Source organism: Mycobacterium sp. NGS51 (genome assembly GCF_059812525.1).
Map to the genome: position 1 here is coordinate 54,585 of NZ_JCALCV010000018.1, position 16,091 is coordinate 70,675.

Sequence of the window (16,091 nt, forward strand, 5' to 3'; positions counted from 1 at the left end):
CGGCACACAGTGTCAGCACATCCACAGCGAAGGAGTCTTGCCTGATGGGACAGGTCAGCGCAGCCAGCACGATCTTGATCAACGCGCAGCCCGAGGCGGTGCTGACCGCCGTTGCCGACTACCAAAACGTCCGCCCCAAGATCCTGTCCGAGCACTATCACGACTATCGGGTGCTGCAGGGCGGCCAGGGCCAAGGCACTGTTGCCAGTTGGAAGCTGCAGGCCACCAAATCCCGGGTGCGCGATGTGCAGGCCAGTGTTGATGTCGCCGGTCACGCCGTCATCGAGAAGGACGCCAACTCGACGATGGTCACCAACTGGACGGTGGCGCCGGCGGGCCCGGGTTCCAGCGTCACCGTCAAGACCACGTGGACCGGCGCGGGCGGGGTGAAAGGTTTCTTCGAGAAGACGTTCGCACCGTTGGGGCTGAAGAAGATTCAGGCCGAGGTGCTGGCCAATCTCAAGAAACAGCTGGAGACGTAGCTTGGCTGCCGAGGAACCCCGCGATGCCCTTGACCACCGCGTCGGCGTACTTCTGCCTGCCGGCGGGGGTCTGCATCAGCGCCGAGTCGGCGGGATTCTTCATGTTGCCCAGCTCGACGAGCACCGACGGGTATTGCGCCAGGTTCAGGCCGGCGAGGTCGGATCGTCCGTACAGCCCGTCCTGGCCGATGTAATTCGCCGGCGGGATACCCGACCCCTGCAACTGGTCGCGCATGATCCGGGCGAACTGCACTGACGGGCCGGCCTGGGCCTGGTTGAGTGGCGGCGCCGAGTAGTTGACGTGGAATCCCCGCCCGGTGGCCGGACCACCATCGGCGTGGATGCTCACGATCGCATTCGGGTGTAACGCGTTGGCCATTGCGGCGCGTTGGTCGACGCAGGGCCCCAGCGCGTCGTCGTTTCCGCGCGACAGGGCGGTCCGGGCTCCCAGCGCGTTGAGTGCGGCGCGGATCCGCAGCGTGGTGTCCCAGGTGAACGTGTGTTCTGGGTAGCCGTCGTTGGACGTCGTGCCGCTGGCCTGGCAGTCTTTGGTGCCGCCGCGGCCGGTGGGCACCTGACGGCCGATGGAGGAGTCGTTGGCTCCGTTGTGGCCGGGATCGAGGAACACGATCATCCCGGCGATGTTGGTGGGCACGGCTTTGGCCGGCGCCGGAGCAACCATGAAGACGGCAGCGGCGATCGCGATCCCGACACGCAGGCAAACGGCTGATACGCGCACGGCGCCACGGTAGCCCGGCGCCGACTAGGCTTGATGTTTCGAACCGCCCGATCGACTGAGCCGAAACCGAGCCGAAACCAACTCGAGACCACGACGCAAGGGGACTGTCATGCAACCCGGAGGCCAGCCTGACATGTCGGCGCTGCTCGCGCAGGCGCAGCAGATGCAACAACAACTGATTGCCGCCCAGCAGCGACTTGCCAATTCCGAGGTGCACGGCAAAGCCGGCGGCGACCTGGTCGACGTCACAGTGAAGGGCAGCGGCGAGGTGGTGGCGATCAAGATCGATCCCAAGGTCGTCGATCCCGACGACGTCGAGACGCTGCAGGACTTGATCGTCGGCGCGCTGGCCGATGCCTCCAAGCAGGTCACCACGATGGCGCAGGAGCAGCTCGGCCCGCTGGCCGGCGGGATGGGCAGCGCGCTGGGCATGCCGGAGTCCTGACGTACCGACATGTTTGAAGGACCTGTCCAGGACCTCATCGACGAGCTCGGCAAGTTGCCAGGCATCGGGCCGAAGAGCGCACAGCGCATTGCGTTCCACCTGCTGTCCGTGGAGCCGGCCGATATCGACCGGCTCGCCGCAGTCCTGAGCAGGGTCCGCGACGGCGTGCGGTTTTGCGCGGTGTGCGGCAACGTCTCCGACGACGAACGGTGCCGCATCTGCGCGGATGCGCGCCGGGACGGCTCGGTGGTGTGCGTGGTCGAGGAGCCCAAAGATATCCAGGCCGTGGAGCGCACCCGTGAATTCCGCGGCCGCTACCACGTGTTGGGCGGGGCCTTGGATCCGCTGTCCGGAGTCGGTCCCGAGCAACTGCGGATCCGCGAACTGCTGAACAGGATCGGTGAGCAGGTCGACGGGGTGGACATCACCGAGGTGATCATCGCCACCGACCCCAACACCGAAGGCGAGGCGACGGCCACCTACCTGGTACGGATGTTGCGTGACATCCCCGGCCTGACCGTGACCCGGATCGCGTCCGGGCTGCCGATGGGCGGTGATCTGGAGTTCGCCGACGAGTTGACGCTGGGCCGTGCGTTGACCGGCCGCCGCGCGATGGCTTAGCTCACTCGGGCGCACCCACCAGCACACCCTCGATCGCGCCGTCGATTGTCACCAACAGTCCACGGCCCACCGGCAACTGCTGCGCACTGACCCGGCCGAAGACTTTCACCGTCGCCGGGTCGTTATCCATGAACAGAGTGGGTGCCCGCGAGCCGGTCATCTTCTGTAGGAACGGGTTCATCACCGACACGCCGGCCCAGTTGCCGGGCAGCCGCGAGGCGATGACATGCAGGCCGATGTCGCGGCTGCGTTCGATCAAACCCCACAGCGGTGCTGTCGCGGCGGGTTTACCGATCCCCCCGTGCGGCCGCAACTCCTGTTCGTCGTCGATCAGCACGAAATGGCGTGGGCTGTCACAGCTGTCGCGGTTGAGCAGTTCCTCTTGACTCAGACCCGGCGGCGGCAAACGGTGGGTCATGAGTTGGGCCAGTTCTTCGACCACCCCGTCAATGTCCTCGGGCGTATACGCGTAGGCGCGCACATGCGGGCCGCGGATTTTGCCGATCAGTGAGGTCTTCGGATCGATGATCGTGATCTGCGCTTGCTCAGGTCCGAATCGGCTGGCGATCGCCTGCCCCAATGCCGCCAAAGTCGTGGACTTGCCGCACGATTGGCGCCCGACAACCAGCAGGTTAGGCAGGGCCCGCATCGGCAGTACCACCGGCTGCAAGGCGCTCTCACCGACCGCGAACGCGACGTTCAGCGGATCGGCCGCCTCAGCGCTGTCGGCAAAGCGGGTGATAATCCGGTTCAAAGCAACACATTCGGGCAGACGGGCGAGGGCTTCGAGCCGCTGAACGCCGGGCAGTTCGGCGATAACGGCTCCCACGTCGCGCGTCGCCAACCGCGACCCATCGGCGGCGGTGATCTCAGGTATCCCGACCAGCAACTCGTATCCCTGCGGGGTGAGGCCGAACCCCGGCTTGTCCAAGGTGTTTCGCGCAGCCTTGCGTAGCTCGATGCCGGTACCCATCTGCGACTCGTCGGGATTGCTGAGCCGCAGTTGTATCCGCGCGTTCGACACGTTGAGCAGCGCCTGCTTCTGTCCGACCAGCCAGGCGTTGGCACTGGTGATGACGTGCACGCCATACGACAGTCCCTGCCGGGCGATGGCGATCGCGCGATCACCGATGGCGCTGTCCTTCTCGTAGAAGTCGCCGAAGTTGTCGATCACCAAAAACACGTCGCCGAATCTGTCGTCGGGGTCTGCGCCGACACCACCGGCCGCGCCGAAGCGGCGCTCGCGGAATTCCGCGATGTCGATCTGATAGTGCTTGAACGACGCCTCCCGCGTCCGGATCACGGCCTCGACCGAGGCTATGGTGCGCGATACGCCTTCACTGTCCGCCACACTGACCACCGACGCCACATGCGGGATTGGTTCGACCGGATACAGCGACGCACCGATGCAGAAGAACGCCACCCGCTCCGGCCGGTAGGACAGCGCGGCAGAAGCGATCAACGTCATCAAGGTGGTCGACTTACCGCGTTGCGTGGTGGCGACCACCATGATGTTGTCCATCTCGGCATCGATGACGTGCACCCGCTGGGCATGCTCGTCGGGCATGTCGACCATGCCGACCGGGAAGACCAGGCCGGGGTTTTGGCCATAGTCCGCCTGCCAAGACTTGCCTCGCCAGCGCGACACCAGCGCATCGATCGGCTCGCTGACTTCCAGAGGCGGTAGCCAGATCCGATGAGGTGGACGCGCGGGATGAGCGGCGAGTGCCCCTCGGATCACGTCGACCAGTTTCTTTTTTCGGAAGCCGTCGGAATCGTAGAGGAATTCATCGGGTTGCTCGGGCTCATCGGCGATAGCCAGCGCCGCGCTGTCCGCCTCGTTGAGCGGCTGATACTCCCAGGTGAGAGCGCGGGGTTTGGAAAAACCGACATTCACGGTGTTACCCAGTTCGGCTGCCTTTTTCGGCAGTACGAACGGCGCCGAGACGTAGAAACAGCGAAATTGCTCCAGGTCACGTGGCCCGACCTTGAGCAGTGCGTAGCCGTTCTCCTTGGACGGCAAGTGCAAAGCCGCATCGCTGCCGATCACGTCACGGGAGTCCTCCGCGGTCTCGGCGCGCAGCGCCACCCGAAAAGCGATATTGCTCTTGACTTTGCTCAGTGATGACAAGTCCAGCCGTTGGCCACCGAGGGTGAAGAACACGTTGCACCCGCGGCCCTCTTGTCCGATGTGGATGACCAGGTCGATCCATTGAGGATGGTGAACAAACAACTCCAGATACTCGTCGATGATGACCAACAGGATGGGCACCGGCTCCAAATCGCGCCCGGCCAACCGCATTTCCTCGTACTCGTTGGCATCGCGGGCGCCGGCGTCCTTGAAAAGCCGGTATCGCCTGGCGATCTCACCGTTGATAGCTTTGCGCATCCGCTCGGCGAGGTGCCGATCATCCTTGCCAAGGTTGGACAGTGAACCGGCGACGTGCGGGAATCCCGCCAGGTCCTGGGCCGCGGATTCGAATTTCATGTCGACAAAGATCACGATGAACGCCTCGGGCGAATGTGACAGCGCGATCCCGTTGCACAACGACAAGAAGTACTCGGACTTACCCGATCCGGATGTGCCAATCACCACCGAATGAAAGCCGTAACCACCGAAGTCCTTGGCGCGCAGAATAACGTACTGCAGCTCGTTGCCGCGTTTCACGCCGACGGGCACCATCGCCCAGTTCGGATCACCACGTCCGCGGCTTTCGGCCCAAAGTTGGTCGACGTCGAGTTCGCGGGGATCGGTGATACCCAACGCACGCAGCAGTTCACCACGCTGCCTTTCAGGTTCGGTCGATTCTCCGGGGCCGCTCGGGGTCCACCGGGCCAGTGCACGCGCGTAGCGGTCAGCGGTACTCGCGGCGAGCCGGTCGGCGACGGCGTAGAAGCCGTCGCGGTGCCACAGCTTGCCACCGCGGAGCACAAAGCGCTCGTTATCGTCGGCGAAGCCCACGCCGGTACCGGGACGGGTCGCCAACCGCAGCAACGTGATTCCGGTCATGCCTTTCTGGCCGGTGACGCTCTCCCACTGTTCCGGCATTCCGACACCGTCGTCGATGATCAGCCAATGCGGACCCAACGTCAGACCGCCGACCGTATCCATTGGCGACGGCATCGACGTCGGACTTGCCCCGGTCGGCGGCGTCCACGGTCCACGCCCTTTACGGTGCAACTCGGCGTCGAGCGTCTCCTCGAGTTCGGTGGGTGAGGCGAATACCAGTCGCCGCATCCCGCACGCGTCGAACATCTCGTCATGCTGGTTGTGCGGCAGCCAGACCAGCCAGGACCACAGTTGCGGTTGACGGGTAACCAACAAGAATTTCAGCTCGCCGGGATTGTGGTAAACCGCCAGCGAGCACAGGACCGATCGCGCCAGGGCATGCAGCTCACCGGAATCATCGCCGGAGAAGCTGAAGCCGGGCCTCGATCGCAAACTCAGTACCTTTCCGATATCGCGGATTTTGGCCTGCTCCACCATGAAATCTCGTAGTGCGCCGCCGGTTACCGGCTCGAGCTCTTCGCCGATCGGGATGTCCGGCCACTGCAACGACACCGCTGAGTCACTGGTCTGCTGAACACCGGTCCCGAGGCGGACGTCGAGGAAATCCGGATCACCCGACCGACGCTCCCACATCCGTGGGCCGCCAATGACGGCGTCCAGCTGCCGGGGATCGGCATGGACGAATAGTTGGCTACGTCGTTGGTGCTGCGCAGCACGCTGTACTTCGTCGCGATCCCCATCAAGTTGGTGCAGATATACGCGCCGCTGCTTTTCCTGCTCGCCCCAACTGATCCGGCGGCCGCGGGCGAAACGACCGCTGAACATCAGCGCGCCGAAGCCGAACAATCCCATCATCGGGAAGACACCGGTCTGCAGTGAACGGGCGCCGGACGCGTACATCACCACGAGCGTGCCGATGATTCCGACCATCAACGCCGGAAAGGCGATCATCAACAGGATGTTGCGTGGTTCGCGCTGCGGCAGCGCGAGGGGCGGAGCGACCGCCACTCGGGTGGGCGGAACGATCGGCGGCGGTGTGCGCGCCCCGCTGACGAAGTTGCGCTTTGACACGGCTAACCCCTCGCCGTGCGATCGTCGGCTCCCGGGATCGGCGCCACCGCGCCGCCTCCGGCGATGGTGTCGTGCGCCAACAGCGCGCCGTCCCGACTGATCGCCGGACCCGCCGCGAACGTGCGTACGATCGGCCATGGCGCCTGCACCGCGCCACGCGGATCCAGAGCCAGTGCGTGGAAAGCCTGTTGGTCCCACTGGATCCCATAGCGCACGCCTCGGGGCGATAGCCAGTACAGGCTTTCGCGGCTATCGGATGTGACCGCACCGCTGGTGATCGCAACCAGATTCGCCGCATCCGGCAACATCAACGTTTGATCGGCTTCTACCGAATCAGCGCTACGGTCATCGCGCACCAGCCGCACCAGGTGCGAGTCCATACTGAGCGGGATCGGCAGGCGTCGGCCGCTGACGACGGCGATCTTCGCTTGCGGATCACCGGTCTGCTTGCTCCACGTCAGGCAGGTGACCGGATTCGCGGTGGTGTCGAGGAAAGTCAGCTTGCCCGACGGGTAGTAGTCCACGTTGAGCCCGTCGACAGCCGGGACATTGACCAGTTTGTCCGGTGAAACCAACGTGGGTGTGGCCGAGCCCTGCGAATCGGCAGTGCGCAGTAAGTCCGCGACGAACCCGCTGACCTTCTGCACCCCGCTCGCCAGCAGCGCGTAGAAGCCGCTGATGGCGCCCGTCGCGTCGCGCGTCTCCAGCACACTGCCCACGGTCAGGTCCGGCAGCCACGTCGACGGTCCGCCCGCTTCCGGAATCTCCGGCACCACAAGCGGTTCGGTTGCCGGCAAGGCATCGTATAAGGCGTTGGAGATATTGATCGGACGTGTGACGGCGGGATCGAGGCCCAGGTTGAAGGTCACGGATCGGTCGCCGAGGTCGAGCCGTGACCGGTGGCCGCCCCAGATCACGTACGTCGCATCACGGTGGTTCGCCAGAATGGCCTGTGCAGGCCCCATCGGGGCGGCCGGGTCCCGGTCGGAAAGCCGGCCCGCGATGGACGTCACCACCGGCGCGGCACTGCTACCCCGAGCGGTGGCGGTATCGCATATCGACCAGGCGGAGGTAGCGGTCGACCTGACGCCGACGTTGTCGGGTACGCCCGGGATACCGATCATCGGTCCGGTTGGATACTTGGCGATCTCGCTGGCCTTGACCCAGGCCGGGGCAACCGCGCTGCCGACAGCCAGGCGCGCCGAGGCCAGGTTGAGAGCGGGATAGAGCCGGCCATCGACCTTGGCGTAGATTTCGCCGGTGTCGCGGTCGCCGACAATTGCCGCGTGTCCCACCAACCCGGCCGGTTTCATGAAGTGCAGCAATGCCATCCACCCGATGCCAAGGATGACGAACACCAGCGACAACGCCAGCGCGGCCTGCTGTTTGCGGTCGTCGTGCTTCATCCGAACCGAATAGCGGGTGATCGCGGCTCGCAGCCGCCGGTTGTAGAACAGGTGGCCAGAATTCTGATCCCGGTTCGACAGGTTGAGCGGCACGATCAGTATCCCTTCGGCGGTCGGTGTGGATCCGCCTGCTGAACCAGCGCAACAAGGTTCGCCCCGTCGGACGCGACGCCGTAGCGTTGCATCACGTAGTTGATCGACGCACAGATATTGGCGACAGGGTCATAAATATTGGTCGACGTCCCGGGTTGGTGATACCGCGCGAACGTGGCCGGAATCGTTTGGGTGATACCGCGGGCATACCCGAGTCGGTGGCCATCAGGCTGCACAGGTCCCGGTTGGGTGGCCGGCTCCGGAGCGATCGCCGATGGCCGCCCGCCCGACTCGCGGGCAATCAACGTCTGGTACCCGCGCATCCAGTTGCGACGGGCGACGGGGTCCGTGATGCCAAGGCGATCGAGCGCAGCGCCGATGCGCGCCCGGACATGGCCGTGCTGAAACGTCCGCTCGTAGCGCACCGCGCCGCGCGGGATGGCGGCTGCCGGTGATCGCTGCCCCCGCGGAGTCCGCCGGTGCAGGTAGCCGAGCCGCCTGACCTGGTGAGTGAGGATCCGGGCCTGTCGGCGCGAACGCTGAATGTGCCGCCGCTGCAGGCGAAGTCGAGCTGCGGTGCGGCGCAGGAATTCCCGTCGCCCTACCGGTGTGTCGACGGCGGGCATCGAGTCGGCGTGCGCCGCGTCGAGGACGGAGCGGGTGTGGTGTCGGGCCTGGGCGTGCTGTGTTTCGGCGTCGGCCAGCACTGTGGTCAGCTCAGTGTCGGTGGCCGCGGCATGGCGCAGCCCCGCCGCCATGCGCCGCACGGCCGGCGCCGTGGACGCTGGCGCGTCGCGCGCCCACGCATGGCTGAGCAGTACGGCCGGTGTGCGTGGCGGCAGGGCGTCGACCCGCGGTCCGGCGTATAGCTCATGCCCACGGGCCAAGAGTTCGAGTGCGTGTCCGGTCAGCGGATCGCATGTCACCGGAGATTTCCGCCGTAGCGTGCTTCGTTGTCGGCCTCAGCCTCTTCGCGCAGGGCGGTGATCGCAAGGTTCAGCCGGTCGGCCAATTCGCCGTGGCTGTAGCCGGTCATCACCTCCGGATGCAGGCTTAATTCGATCAACTTGCCGTCGGCGTTGGCGACGGCTTGCACATCGCCCAAGTCAACCCGGTAAGTGATCGCCTCGGCCTCGGTGACAAGCGCCTCCCATCGATCGGCCGCCTCGCGCAAATCCCGCAGAACCGACTCGACGAGATCGGTTTCGCTCAGCTGTGTGCGACTGCCCCGCCCCGACATCGTGCAAGTATGTGATCGCCTGCGACCAGCGTCAATTCACGGTTTGGTATGGAGCGCCTGGTACCACGCGAAGTGGTAGTTCGCCGTCAGCCGGTCACCGCTGGCCATGCCCTCGGTGGCGGCCAGCAACAGGCAATTGAGCAGCAGCGCGTGGTCGACATCCGGATACTGGGCCAGCAGTTGGAGTCGCGCCGTGGCGAGATGTTCTCTCAATTCGTCGATCTCGGGTTCCAGGATGCCCGTTCTGGCGGCTCCTGCCTTGGCCAAGGTGTGGACGAGGTGCGGCAAGCCCTCGCGCCAATGCGTCGCCCCGCAGAGCAGCCAGCCCAGATCGTCGACGGGCGGTAGCCGACGTGGTTTTAACGAAGACGCGGTCGGGTCGAATTCGGTTGCCCAACCAAAAGACCAACCCAAGTGGTCGCCGGGAGCATAGGTCACCGAGACCGTCGTCGGCCCCAAAAGCTCTGCTACGTTGCCGGTGCGGCGCTGCGGGGGTAGCAGCCGCACATCGGCAGGCACCGCGATACCTGGCGGTATCCAGCCATGAGCGATGTCGGTGGTGACGACGGTAGTGCGGTTATCCCGGTCGCCGGCAGCCCAAGGCAATCCGGGTTCCTGGCGGGCCATGAACTCCACGAGGCGCTGCAACCGGTCGTGATCGGATTCCGGTTCGCCGCTTTCGGCATCCTCAGCAGCAGGGGCCCGCGGGAAGCTCGCCGTCGCCCGCCGACTGGACCGATACGACTCGTACGGTGGTTGATCTGCAATCGGGGCGGTGATGCGCGGGAGTTGCTGCGTGTCGTCGTGGCTTGGCCCGTCAGTGGGTTCGGCCGCGACGGGCGGCAGGTACTGGGTGGGAAGGTCGTGCACCGTATTGCCGAGTCGGCGAAGCGCCGTCGCCACCCGCGCGGCAGCAGCACCGCGGGCAGTGTCGATGACGCGGGATTCTTCAGCCTGCAGCGCCGGTCCGACGATGCCGGCGCGCCTGATGCTGCGAAGCTCTTCGTTGGCCGAGCGGGCAATCCGTTCCAAGTCAGCTCTGAGATACCGGGCGACCATGGCATTTTCGGGCGTAATGGTCGAAAGCTCGGCAGGCCAGAGACCATCGGTCACCCAGGGGGTGCAGTCAACCGCAGAGCCGAAGGCCGGGATCGCGAGGGATTCCCGCGCGGCTTTACGAAGGCGCCGGCGCGCGGTGTTCCGACCGAAGATCGCCACCGGCTCAGCGTACCGTCGCGCCCGGATTGTCGACCTGGCGTCTATCCCGGTCGATGGCAAGCGGTGAATTGTGGGCGCGGTGTGGCGTGCGTAGCGTCGGGGCATGGCTGATTCTGCGTTGCAGCTGGAGCTGGACGAAGTACGCCTATTGCTGAGTCGCGCGCGAGAGTTGTTCGGCGCCAATCCCATCGAGCCGCCTACTGATATCGCACCGCACCCCGACACGGCCAGAGCCTGGCTGGGCTAGTCCCGCCGGTTCCGGTGGCGCAGGCGATGCGCCACCAGCTTTTCGATCGCCGCGTCGAGGTCGCCGGCAGTGGGAACGCCGGCTGACGGGCTATGACCGGCGGCAACGATTTCGCCGCGCACTTGCAGCGAGGCCTTCAGATAGGAAACGTCGGCGGCGAGCAAGATCGCTTTCGCCAGCGTTTGAGCGTCGGTGTCCATCGCCGCGGCGCTGAGCGCCAGGCTGTGCAAATATCCGCCACGGCAGGAGCGGACCAGGATGTGCCCGCTGGGATGCACGGTGTCGAAGGCCGGAATGGCGGTGCTCATCGCTCATCGTCAACGACGTCGGCCAGGCTCTGGGCAGCGTCGGCCTCGTGGTGTTCCCAGAGGTTCGCTGCTGCGCGCAGCTTGGCTGCGATGTCGGCATGGTCGTCGGCCTGCTGTTGATAACACCGCCGCCGTTGGTCGAGCAGCTCGCATCCGGCGTCCCGCAGATTGCCGAAGACCGGGCCCAGCGAGTCGAGACTTTCCTGGATCGCCGGATGCGACGAGGGAATCGTCCGCAGATACTCTGCAATCTGCTCGTGCTGCATCGCCGACTCCCGCAGATTCGCCGGCTCCACGTGGATTCGATCTGCCATCCGGTCTCTCCCTGAACTATGTGGTGGCGGCCGGCCGGGTGGGCGCCGGTGTGCCGGTCGCGGGTGGCGCGGTCGCCGGCAGCGCTGCCGGCGGGTGCTCCCAGCCCAGGAAACCCGGCCCGTTGACGGTCGAGATGTGTTGGATCTGGCCGTTGAGAAGGGCTTTGCTGTTGCCAAGAGCAAGTGCATGCCGGTTGGTGAACATGCCGATATCCCCTGGCGTCAGTTGCGATACGTCGACGGGATCGGCGACGGCGGTTCCCGGCGGCGGGATGGTGATGCCCTGCTGGCGAAACGCATCCGAAATCGGTGCCCCACCGGCTGCGGCCTGGATCGCGGCGGCAAGCTGCGGGCTGGCCGCAGTGACCGTCTCACCGTTGGGCAACGTGATCGTGGTCGGGCCCGCCGGCGGCGCCGGTTCTGGCTGCGGCGTGTCCCCCGGTTGGTCCTCATCGGGTGGATCCTGATGCCCTCCTTCCGGAACCCGTTCTTCGTTCGACATCAGGTCGTCGTCGGGTAGGTCATCGGGAGGCTGCGGCGAGCGTTCGGCTCCCGCGTCGTGCAAACCGGGCAGCGGTAATCCGCCCGGCATGCCCCAGCCGGGCATCGCTCCCCCGCCGAGGCCGGGGATGCTTGGTATCGCCGGCGGCATCGGGGCCGACGCCCCTGGTGCTGGCGTCGGTCCCGCTGGCGGGACGAGGCCGGGATCGTCGGCGAAGAGCGAATCCAGCAACGGGTCGATGTCGGCGTCTGACGTTTCCGCGTTGTCGGTTGGTGCGGCCGCGGGCGTCCGTGTCGGCCGGCCGTCGCTCGGCTCGTCGCTACTCACCCTCGAAGCGTCGTAGAGCGACGTCCAGGCCGCCATCAGCGCTGACTTCGACGTGTCGTCGAGGTTTGCGTTCGCCACCACGGCGCGGATGTCCCTGAGCTTGCCGACGAGGAACCGCTGGAAGTCACGAGCTCCGGAGGGGGTGTCCAGATCGGTTCGGCTGCGCACGGCCGCCTGGATCTCCTGCTGCAGGTTATCCAGTCCAGCCCGGCCGTCCACCGTCCTCAGGTGCGCGTTCATGATCGCGCTGACCACTTGCAGGTCGAGCTGAGCTGCTGTCGAGTTCTGATGTGCCAGAAACGATTCAGCGTCTCTGATGGCATCGGCTGCGTCGCCGAGGTTTGGCTGCGGCAGCCCCTCCATGCGGCGACAGTAGCCAGCCGCACCTCCGTCGACAATTCACTGCAGCCGGCTGGGCGTCGGGCCGCTTCGGCCTATGGCAGTGGTCTCCTGATCTGCACATTGCTGCCCAGCGGGCTGATCCGCACCGTGGCGCCGGCATGCGGCGCCTCGACGACAAGATTGTTCCCGATGGCCATCTGCACGTGCCCGGTGTGGGGGAAGACTAGATCCCCTGGCCTTGCCTGCCACCGCGGTATCGGGATCCCCTCGTGTATCTGCTGATAAGTGGTGCGGCTCAAATGGACTCCGGCCTGGTTGTAGGACCATTGCGTCAATCCCGAACAGTCGAACTGGTTGGGGCCGGTGGCGCCCCAGACATATGGCCGGCCCAGCCGCGACAGCGCCGCCCGGACAGCGATTCCGGCGCGGCCGGTCGGCGACGAGAGCCGCAACATGCCTGTCGCGCGCCGCCGTGTTGCTCGGTACCGCAATGCCCGCAGCGCAGCCAGGTGCCGTCGTGCCCGGGAACGGGCGGACAGCACATGCATCCACTGGGCACGCAACCGTGCCACCCGCCGCCGGATTGCCTCTCGTTGTGCGATCGGGGTGTCCGGTGTGGCCGCGGTATCGGCGCGGGCTTCGTCGACGACGCTCCTGGTCTGGCCGTGGGCGGTGGCGTGATCGCGGTGCGCCCGCGCGATGAGGGCTGCCACCGACGCGTCGGTGCGGGCGGCCGAACGCAGTGCCTCTCGACTGTTGTGCAGCGCAAACCGGTAACCGTCGTTAGCTGCTGCCGGCGGCTGCGGAAATCTGTCGACGTGAGCAGTGTCCCGCCTCAGCTGCGCGGGCTGACCGGCGCCGGCGAACAGTCGATGGGCGCGATCGAGCAGCTCTAGTTCGCTCGGACTCACCGCCTCCCCTCACCGCTGGTCTGATCTGCCGGGGTCGACGGGAAGATCGTGTCGGCGAAGGCCCGGACCCGCGCCAACGCGCCCGGCGGTATTACGCCCCGATTCCGGATCCCCCACATTTCTGCGCCGGTGACACCGAGCAACGTAGCGATGACCGGCTCGGGCAGCGCCGATTGTGTGCACGCCTGGTCGAAGCGGGCGCTCAAACTGTTCGGCATGCGCTGCAGGAGCGCGCTACGAGTGGCTTCCAAAGCCTGCAGATGTTGCATCAGTCGATCCGCCGACGCCCCGCCGGCATTGACGGCCACCCGCCAGGAGTTGGCTGCCAACAGTTCCGCCTTCACGCACTGGCCGATCACAGAAAGAATATACGTCTCGTATTCGTTTGATGTCACGGCAGGGAGGCGTTCGATGACCGAGTTCAGCGCGTCGAGCTGCGCTTCGGCATATCCTTCGAGCACTTCGGTATCGCTGTGGCGGTCCACCACAATCGAGTCCGCTGGCTGTGCGGGGATCGCCTCGGGCGGTTGGGCGGTGAGCAGCCGGGCCAGTTCGGCCTCCGGATCCTGCGCGACCACCAACCGGGAATAGGTCCCCGGGGGTAGCCCGAGTCCGTTTTCGACCTTTTGAACTGTGCTTTTATGCGGTTTACGGGCGCCGCGTTCCAGGTAGCTCAGGCCCATGACGCTGACCCCGGTCTCAGCGGCGAGGTCGGCCAGTGACCAGTCGCGCGACTCGCGCAAGGCTCGGATAACCGCGCCCGCCGATTCGCGGCTCACCGCAGCGCTCCGGCCATATCCGGATACTACACAGACCACGATATGAACCCGAATATATCTGTTTCTATCGCGTTTCCTTGCGCGGTGCTCTGGAGTGTGTATACGCTTTCGCCTACGTTTCAAGCGCGGAGGAGGCGCCTCGATGGGATACCCCTGCTCAGTCAACCCCGATTTGTGGTTCGGCTACGCCGATGACGACGGCGGCGACGGTGCCGCCAAGGCGCGGGCATATGAGCAATCGGCGACCGAGGCGCGGCTACAGTGCCTGCGCCGCTGTCCGGTAGCGCAGCAACGATGTTGCGCCCGCTACGCCGTCCAGCATCGCGAGGAGTACGGCGTGTGGGCCGGTGTGAAGCTGCCGGGCGGGCAGTACCGCAAGCGCGAGCAACTCGCCCGCGCCCACGACATGCTGCGCCGCATCGCAGCGGGCGAGATCACCTCCAGGCAGCTGCCCGAAAACGCTGCCCTCCTCCAGCGGCGTGAATGTGACTCCGTTGCGGCGACCGCCACGGTGTTCCATCTGCCGGCCTCGCGGGGCCCGCAGTCGGCCGCCTGACCGATCGCGTTTGAGCTGCGCGCAAAGCGGCAACAGTCGGTTCGGACGAGGTGATCGGCGACATCGGGCCGAACGCTGTGATCGCAGGGGCGCATTGATGAGCTTCGACTTGACACCGACGGCAGCACAACACGACCTGGCGCAGCGCACTCACCAATTCGCCGAATCAGTGATCCGCCCTGTCGCACTCGACTATGACCAGCGGCAGGAATTTCCCTGGCCGGTACTGGAGGAGGCTGCCCAGCAGGGTTTCTACAGCCCGCTGTTCTACCGCGACCTCATCGGTGATCCGACCGGGCTGTCGTTGCCGATGTTCATGGAAGAGCTGTTCTGGGGTTGCGCCGGAATTGGTTTGGCGATCGTCATGCCGGCGCTGGCACTGTCAGCCATCGGCCAGGCCGCGTCGTCTGAGCAGATGTTGGAGTGGGCGCCAGAATGCTTTGGAGAACCCGGTGACCTCAAGCTCGCGGCCCTGGCCATCTCCGAGCCGGAAGGCGGCAGCGATGTGCGCAATCTGCGGACCACGGCGCGCCGCGATGGCAGCGACTGGGTCATCGACGGCCACAAGATGTGGATCGGTAACGGGGGTATCGCCAATGTGCACGTGGTCAATGCAGTTGTCGACGAAGAACTGGGCCACCGCGGTCAGGCGCTGTTCGTAGTCCCGGGCGGCACACCCGGACTGGAGTTGGTGCGCAAACTCGACAAGCTGGGTTGCCGGGCGTCGCACACCGCAGAGCTACGTTTCGATGGCGTTCGTATCCCGGAAGCCAATCTGCTTGGCGGGCAAGACAAGCTCGAGCACAAGCTGGCCAAGGCACGTGAAGCTGCCGCCGGCGGTAAACGGCCCAGCTCGGCGACATTGGGCACTTTCGAGCAGACCCGCCCGATGGTGGCTGCCCAGGCGATCGGCATTGCGCGCGCGGCACTGGAGTATGCCACCACCTACGCCACCCAGCGCGAGGCATTCGGCGGGCCGATCATCGACAACCAGGGCATCGCGTTTCCACTGGCCGAAATCGCCACCCAGATCGATGCCGCTCGATTGTTGACCTGGCGGGCATCCTGGATGGCGGCCAATGGAATCGCATTCAACCGCGGCGAGGGCTCGATGTCGAAGATGACGGCCAGCGAAGTCGCTGTCCGTGCTACCGAGCGTGCCATCCAGACGATGGGCGGCTGGGGATACATCACCGACCACCCGGTGGAAAAGTGGTATCGAGACGCCAAGCTGTACACCATCTTTGAGGGCACCAGCGAAATCCAGCGGATCGTCATCTCGCAGGCCTTAGGAGCATCGGAAGGCGCGCTGCCGCTGCATTTCGAGATCGAGCCGTCAGGTGGCCCGCTGAATCGTATGTTTGGCCGCGGCACTCCGCTGCGTTCGCAGGTATCCAGCGCCGCGCTGTCCATGAAAGACCGAGTACCCGAACCGGTCATGCGCATCGCGATGAAGGTACTGCGGCCGCCGCGCTAGCGG

At 65.6% G+C, this 16,091-nt stretch carries 17 protein-coding genes; 6 read left to right on the forward strand and 11 right to left on the reverse strand.

All coding sequences use genetic code 11. From position 1 onward, the window contains the following. Positions 1-44: 44 nt before the first annotated feature. Entirely contained in the window at positions 45-482 is a 438-nt protein-coding gene (locus AC5Y5W_RS20130) for an SRPBCC family protein (protein ID WP_500022534.1), read from the forward strand. Here the strand turns inward: AC5Y5W_RS20130 and AC5Y5W_RS20135 are convergent. Continuing rightward, a complete protein-coding gene (locus AC5Y5W_RS20135; protein ID WP_500022587.1) occupies positions 460-1,164 on the reverse strand; it encodes an Rv3717 family N-acetylmuramoyl-L-alanine amidase in 705 nt (234 codons plus the stop codon). The two genes, AC5Y5W_RS20130 and AC5Y5W_RS20135, sit on opposite strands and share 23 nt — an antisense overlap. 166 nt (positions 1,165-1,330) lie before the next feature. Between AC5Y5W_RS20135 and AC5Y5W_RS20140 the strand changes: the two genes are divergently transcribed. After that, complete coding sequence (locus tag AC5Y5W_RS20140) at positions 1,331-1,666, forward strand: YbaB/EbfC family nucleoid-associated protein (RefSeq protein WP_082969411.1); 336 nt, start codon at positions 1,331-1,333, stop codon at positions 1,664-1,666. A gap of 9 nt (positions 1,667-1,675) precedes the next feature. Next, a complete protein-coding gene (gene recR / locus AC5Y5W_RS20145) occupies positions 1,676-2,287 on the forward strand; it encodes a recombination mediator RecR (RefSeq protein ID WP_500022535.1) in 612 nt (203 codons plus the stop codon). A 1-nt stretch (position 2,288) separates the two neighbouring features. On the opposite strand, the gene eccCa is transcribed toward recR, so the two are convergent. Genes eccCa through AC5Y5W_RS20170 form a run of 5 tightly spaced genes read right to left on the reverse strand, consistent with a single transcriptional unit; the run spans position 2,289 to position 10,325 of the window. After that, on the reverse strand, positions 2,289-6,368 hold the full coding sequence (gene eccCa / locus AC5Y5W_RS20150; protein WP_500022536.1) for a type VII secretion protein EccCa: 4,080 nt from the start codon (positions 6,366-6,368) through the stop codon (positions 2,289-2,291). A 2-nt stretch (positions 6,369-6,370) separates the two neighbouring features. After that, entirely contained in the window at positions 6,371-7,867 is a 1,497-nt protein-coding gene (gene eccB, locus AC5Y5W_RS20155; RefSeq protein ID WP_500022537.1) for a type VII secretion protein EccB, read from the reverse strand. 2 nt (positions 7,868-7,869) lie between these two features. Then, entirely contained in the window at positions 7,870-8,793 is a 924-nt protein-coding gene (locus AC5Y5W_RS20160; RefSeq protein WP_500022538.1) for a transglycosylase SLT domain-containing protein, read from the reverse strand. Further along, on the reverse strand, positions 8,790-9,107 hold the full coding sequence (locus AC5Y5W_RS20165) for a DUF2710 family protein (RefSeq protein ID WP_500022539.1): 318 nt from the start codon (positions 9,105-9,107) through the stop codon (positions 8,790-8,792). Before AC5Y5W_RS20165 ends, AC5Y5W_RS20160 begins: the two co-directional genes overlap by 4 nt. 36 nt (positions 9,108-9,143) lie before the next feature. Continuing rightward, positions 9,144-10,325, reverse strand: coding sequence for a DUF5631 domain-containing protein (locus tag AC5Y5W_RS20170; RefSeq protein ID WP_500022540.1), 1,182 nt, complete (start codon positions 10,323-10,325; stop codon positions 9,144-9,146). Positions 10,326-10,428: 103 nt separating this feature from the next. Between AC5Y5W_RS20170 and AC5Y5W_RS20175 the strand changes: the two genes are divergently transcribed. After that, positions 10,429-10,572 (forward strand): hypothetical protein, encoded by a 144-nt coding sequence (locus AC5Y5W_RS20175; protein WP_500022541.1) that lies wholly within the window; start codon positions 10,429-10,431, stop codon positions 10,570-10,572. On the opposite strand, the gene AC5Y5W_RS20180 is transcribed toward AC5Y5W_RS20175, so the two are convergent. The 5 genes from AC5Y5W_RS20180 to AC5Y5W_RS20200 form a co-directional block, all read right to left on the reverse strand. Next, positions 10,569-10,880, reverse strand: coding sequence for a DUF2694 family protein (locus tag AC5Y5W_RS20180; RefSeq protein ID WP_500022542.1), 312 nt, complete (start codon positions 10,878-10,880; stop codon positions 10,569-10,571). The genes AC5Y5W_RS20175 and AC5Y5W_RS20180 overlap by 4 nt on opposite strands. Continuing rightward, complete coding sequence (locus AC5Y5W_RS20185; protein WP_500022543.1) at positions 10,877-11,194, reverse strand: ESX-1 secretion-associated protein; 318 nt, start codon at positions 11,192-11,194, stop codon at positions 10,877-10,879. The genes AC5Y5W_RS20180 and AC5Y5W_RS20185 overlap by 4 nt, the downstream gene beginning before the upstream one ends. 16 nt (positions 11,195-11,210) lie before the next feature. After that, positions 11,211-12,386: a DUF4226 domain-containing protein gene (locus AC5Y5W_RS20190; protein WP_500022544.1), complete on the reverse strand. Its 1,176-nt coding sequence runs from the start codon at positions 12,384-12,386 to the stop codon at positions 11,211-11,213. Between the two features lie 71 nt (positions 12,387-12,457). Further along, positions 12,458-13,276, reverse strand: coding sequence for a C40 family peptidase (locus AC5Y5W_RS20195; protein WP_500022545.1), 819 nt, complete (start codon positions 13,274-13,276; stop codon positions 12,458-12,460). Next, a complete protein-coding gene (locus tag AC5Y5W_RS20200; RefSeq protein ID WP_500022546.1) occupies positions 13,273-14,055 on the reverse strand; it encodes a helix-turn-helix domain-containing protein in 783 nt (260 codons plus the stop codon). The genes AC5Y5W_RS20195 and AC5Y5W_RS20200 overlap by 4 nt, the downstream gene beginning before the upstream one ends. A gap of 142 nt (positions 14,056-14,197) precedes the next feature. Between AC5Y5W_RS20200 and AC5Y5W_RS20205 the strand changes: the two genes are divergently transcribed. Together AC5Y5W_RS20205 and AC5Y5W_RS20210 are read left to right on the forward strand one after the other, a co-directional pair. Beyond that, positions 14,198-14,611, forward strand: coding sequence for a WhiB family transcriptional regulator (locus tag AC5Y5W_RS20205; RefSeq protein WP_500022547.1), 414 nt, complete (start codon positions 14,198-14,200; stop codon positions 14,609-14,611). A 97-nt stretch (positions 14,612-14,708) separates the two neighbouring features. After that, entirely contained in the window at positions 14,709-16,088 is a 1,380-nt protein-coding gene (locus AC5Y5W_RS20210) for an acyl-CoA dehydrogenase family protein (protein WP_500022548.1), read from the forward strand. Positions 16,089-16,091: the final 3 nt, after the last annotated feature.

Bases quoted from the DNA above. Each gene is read 5' to 3' on its own strand.
- AC5Y5W_RS20180 (WP_500022542.1), bottom strand. From the start codon at position 10,880: ATGAGCACCGCCATTCCGGCCTTCGACACCGTGCATCCCAGCGGGCAC.
- AC5Y5W_RS20205 (WP_500022547.1), top strand. From the start codon at position 14,198: ATGGGATACCCCTGCTCAGTCAACCCCGATTTGTGGTTCGGCTACGCC.
- AC5Y5W_RS20210 (WP_500022548.1), top strand. From the start codon at position 14,709: ATGAGCTTCGACTTGACACCGACGGCAGCACAACACGACCTGGCGCAG.
- AC5Y5W_RS20190 (WP_500022544.1), bottom strand. From the start codon at position 12,386: ATGGAGGGGCTGCCGCAGCCAAACCTCGGCGACGCAGCCGATGCCATC.
- recR (WP_500022535.1), top strand. From the start codon at position 1,676: ATGTTTGAAGGACCTGTCCAGGACCTCATCGACGAGCTCGGCAAGTTG.
- AC5Y5W_RS20140 (WP_082969411.1), top strand. From the start codon at position 1,331: ATGCAACCCGGAGGCCAGCCTGACATGTCGGCGCTGCTCGCGCAGGCG.
- AC5Y5W_RS20130 (WP_500022534.1), top strand. From the start codon at position 45: ATGGGACAGGTCAGCGCAGCCAGCACGATCTTGATCAACGCGCAGCCC.
- AC5Y5W_RS20165 (WP_500022539.1), bottom strand. From the start codon at position 9,107: ATGTCGGGGCGGGGCAGTCGCACACAGCTGAGCGAAACCGATCTCGTC.
- AC5Y5W_RS20185 (WP_500022543.1), bottom strand. From the start codon at position 11,194: ATGGCAGATCGAATCCACGTGGAGCCGGCGAATCTGCGGGAGTCGGCG.
- AC5Y5W_RS20175 (WP_500022541.1), top strand. From the start codon at position 10,429: ATGGCTGATTCTGCGTTGCAGCTGGAGCTGGACGAAGTACGCCTATTG.
- AC5Y5W_RS20135 (WP_500022587.1), bottom strand. From the start codon at position 1,164: ATGGTTGCTCCGGCGCCGGCCAAAGCCGTGCCCACCAACATCGCCGGG.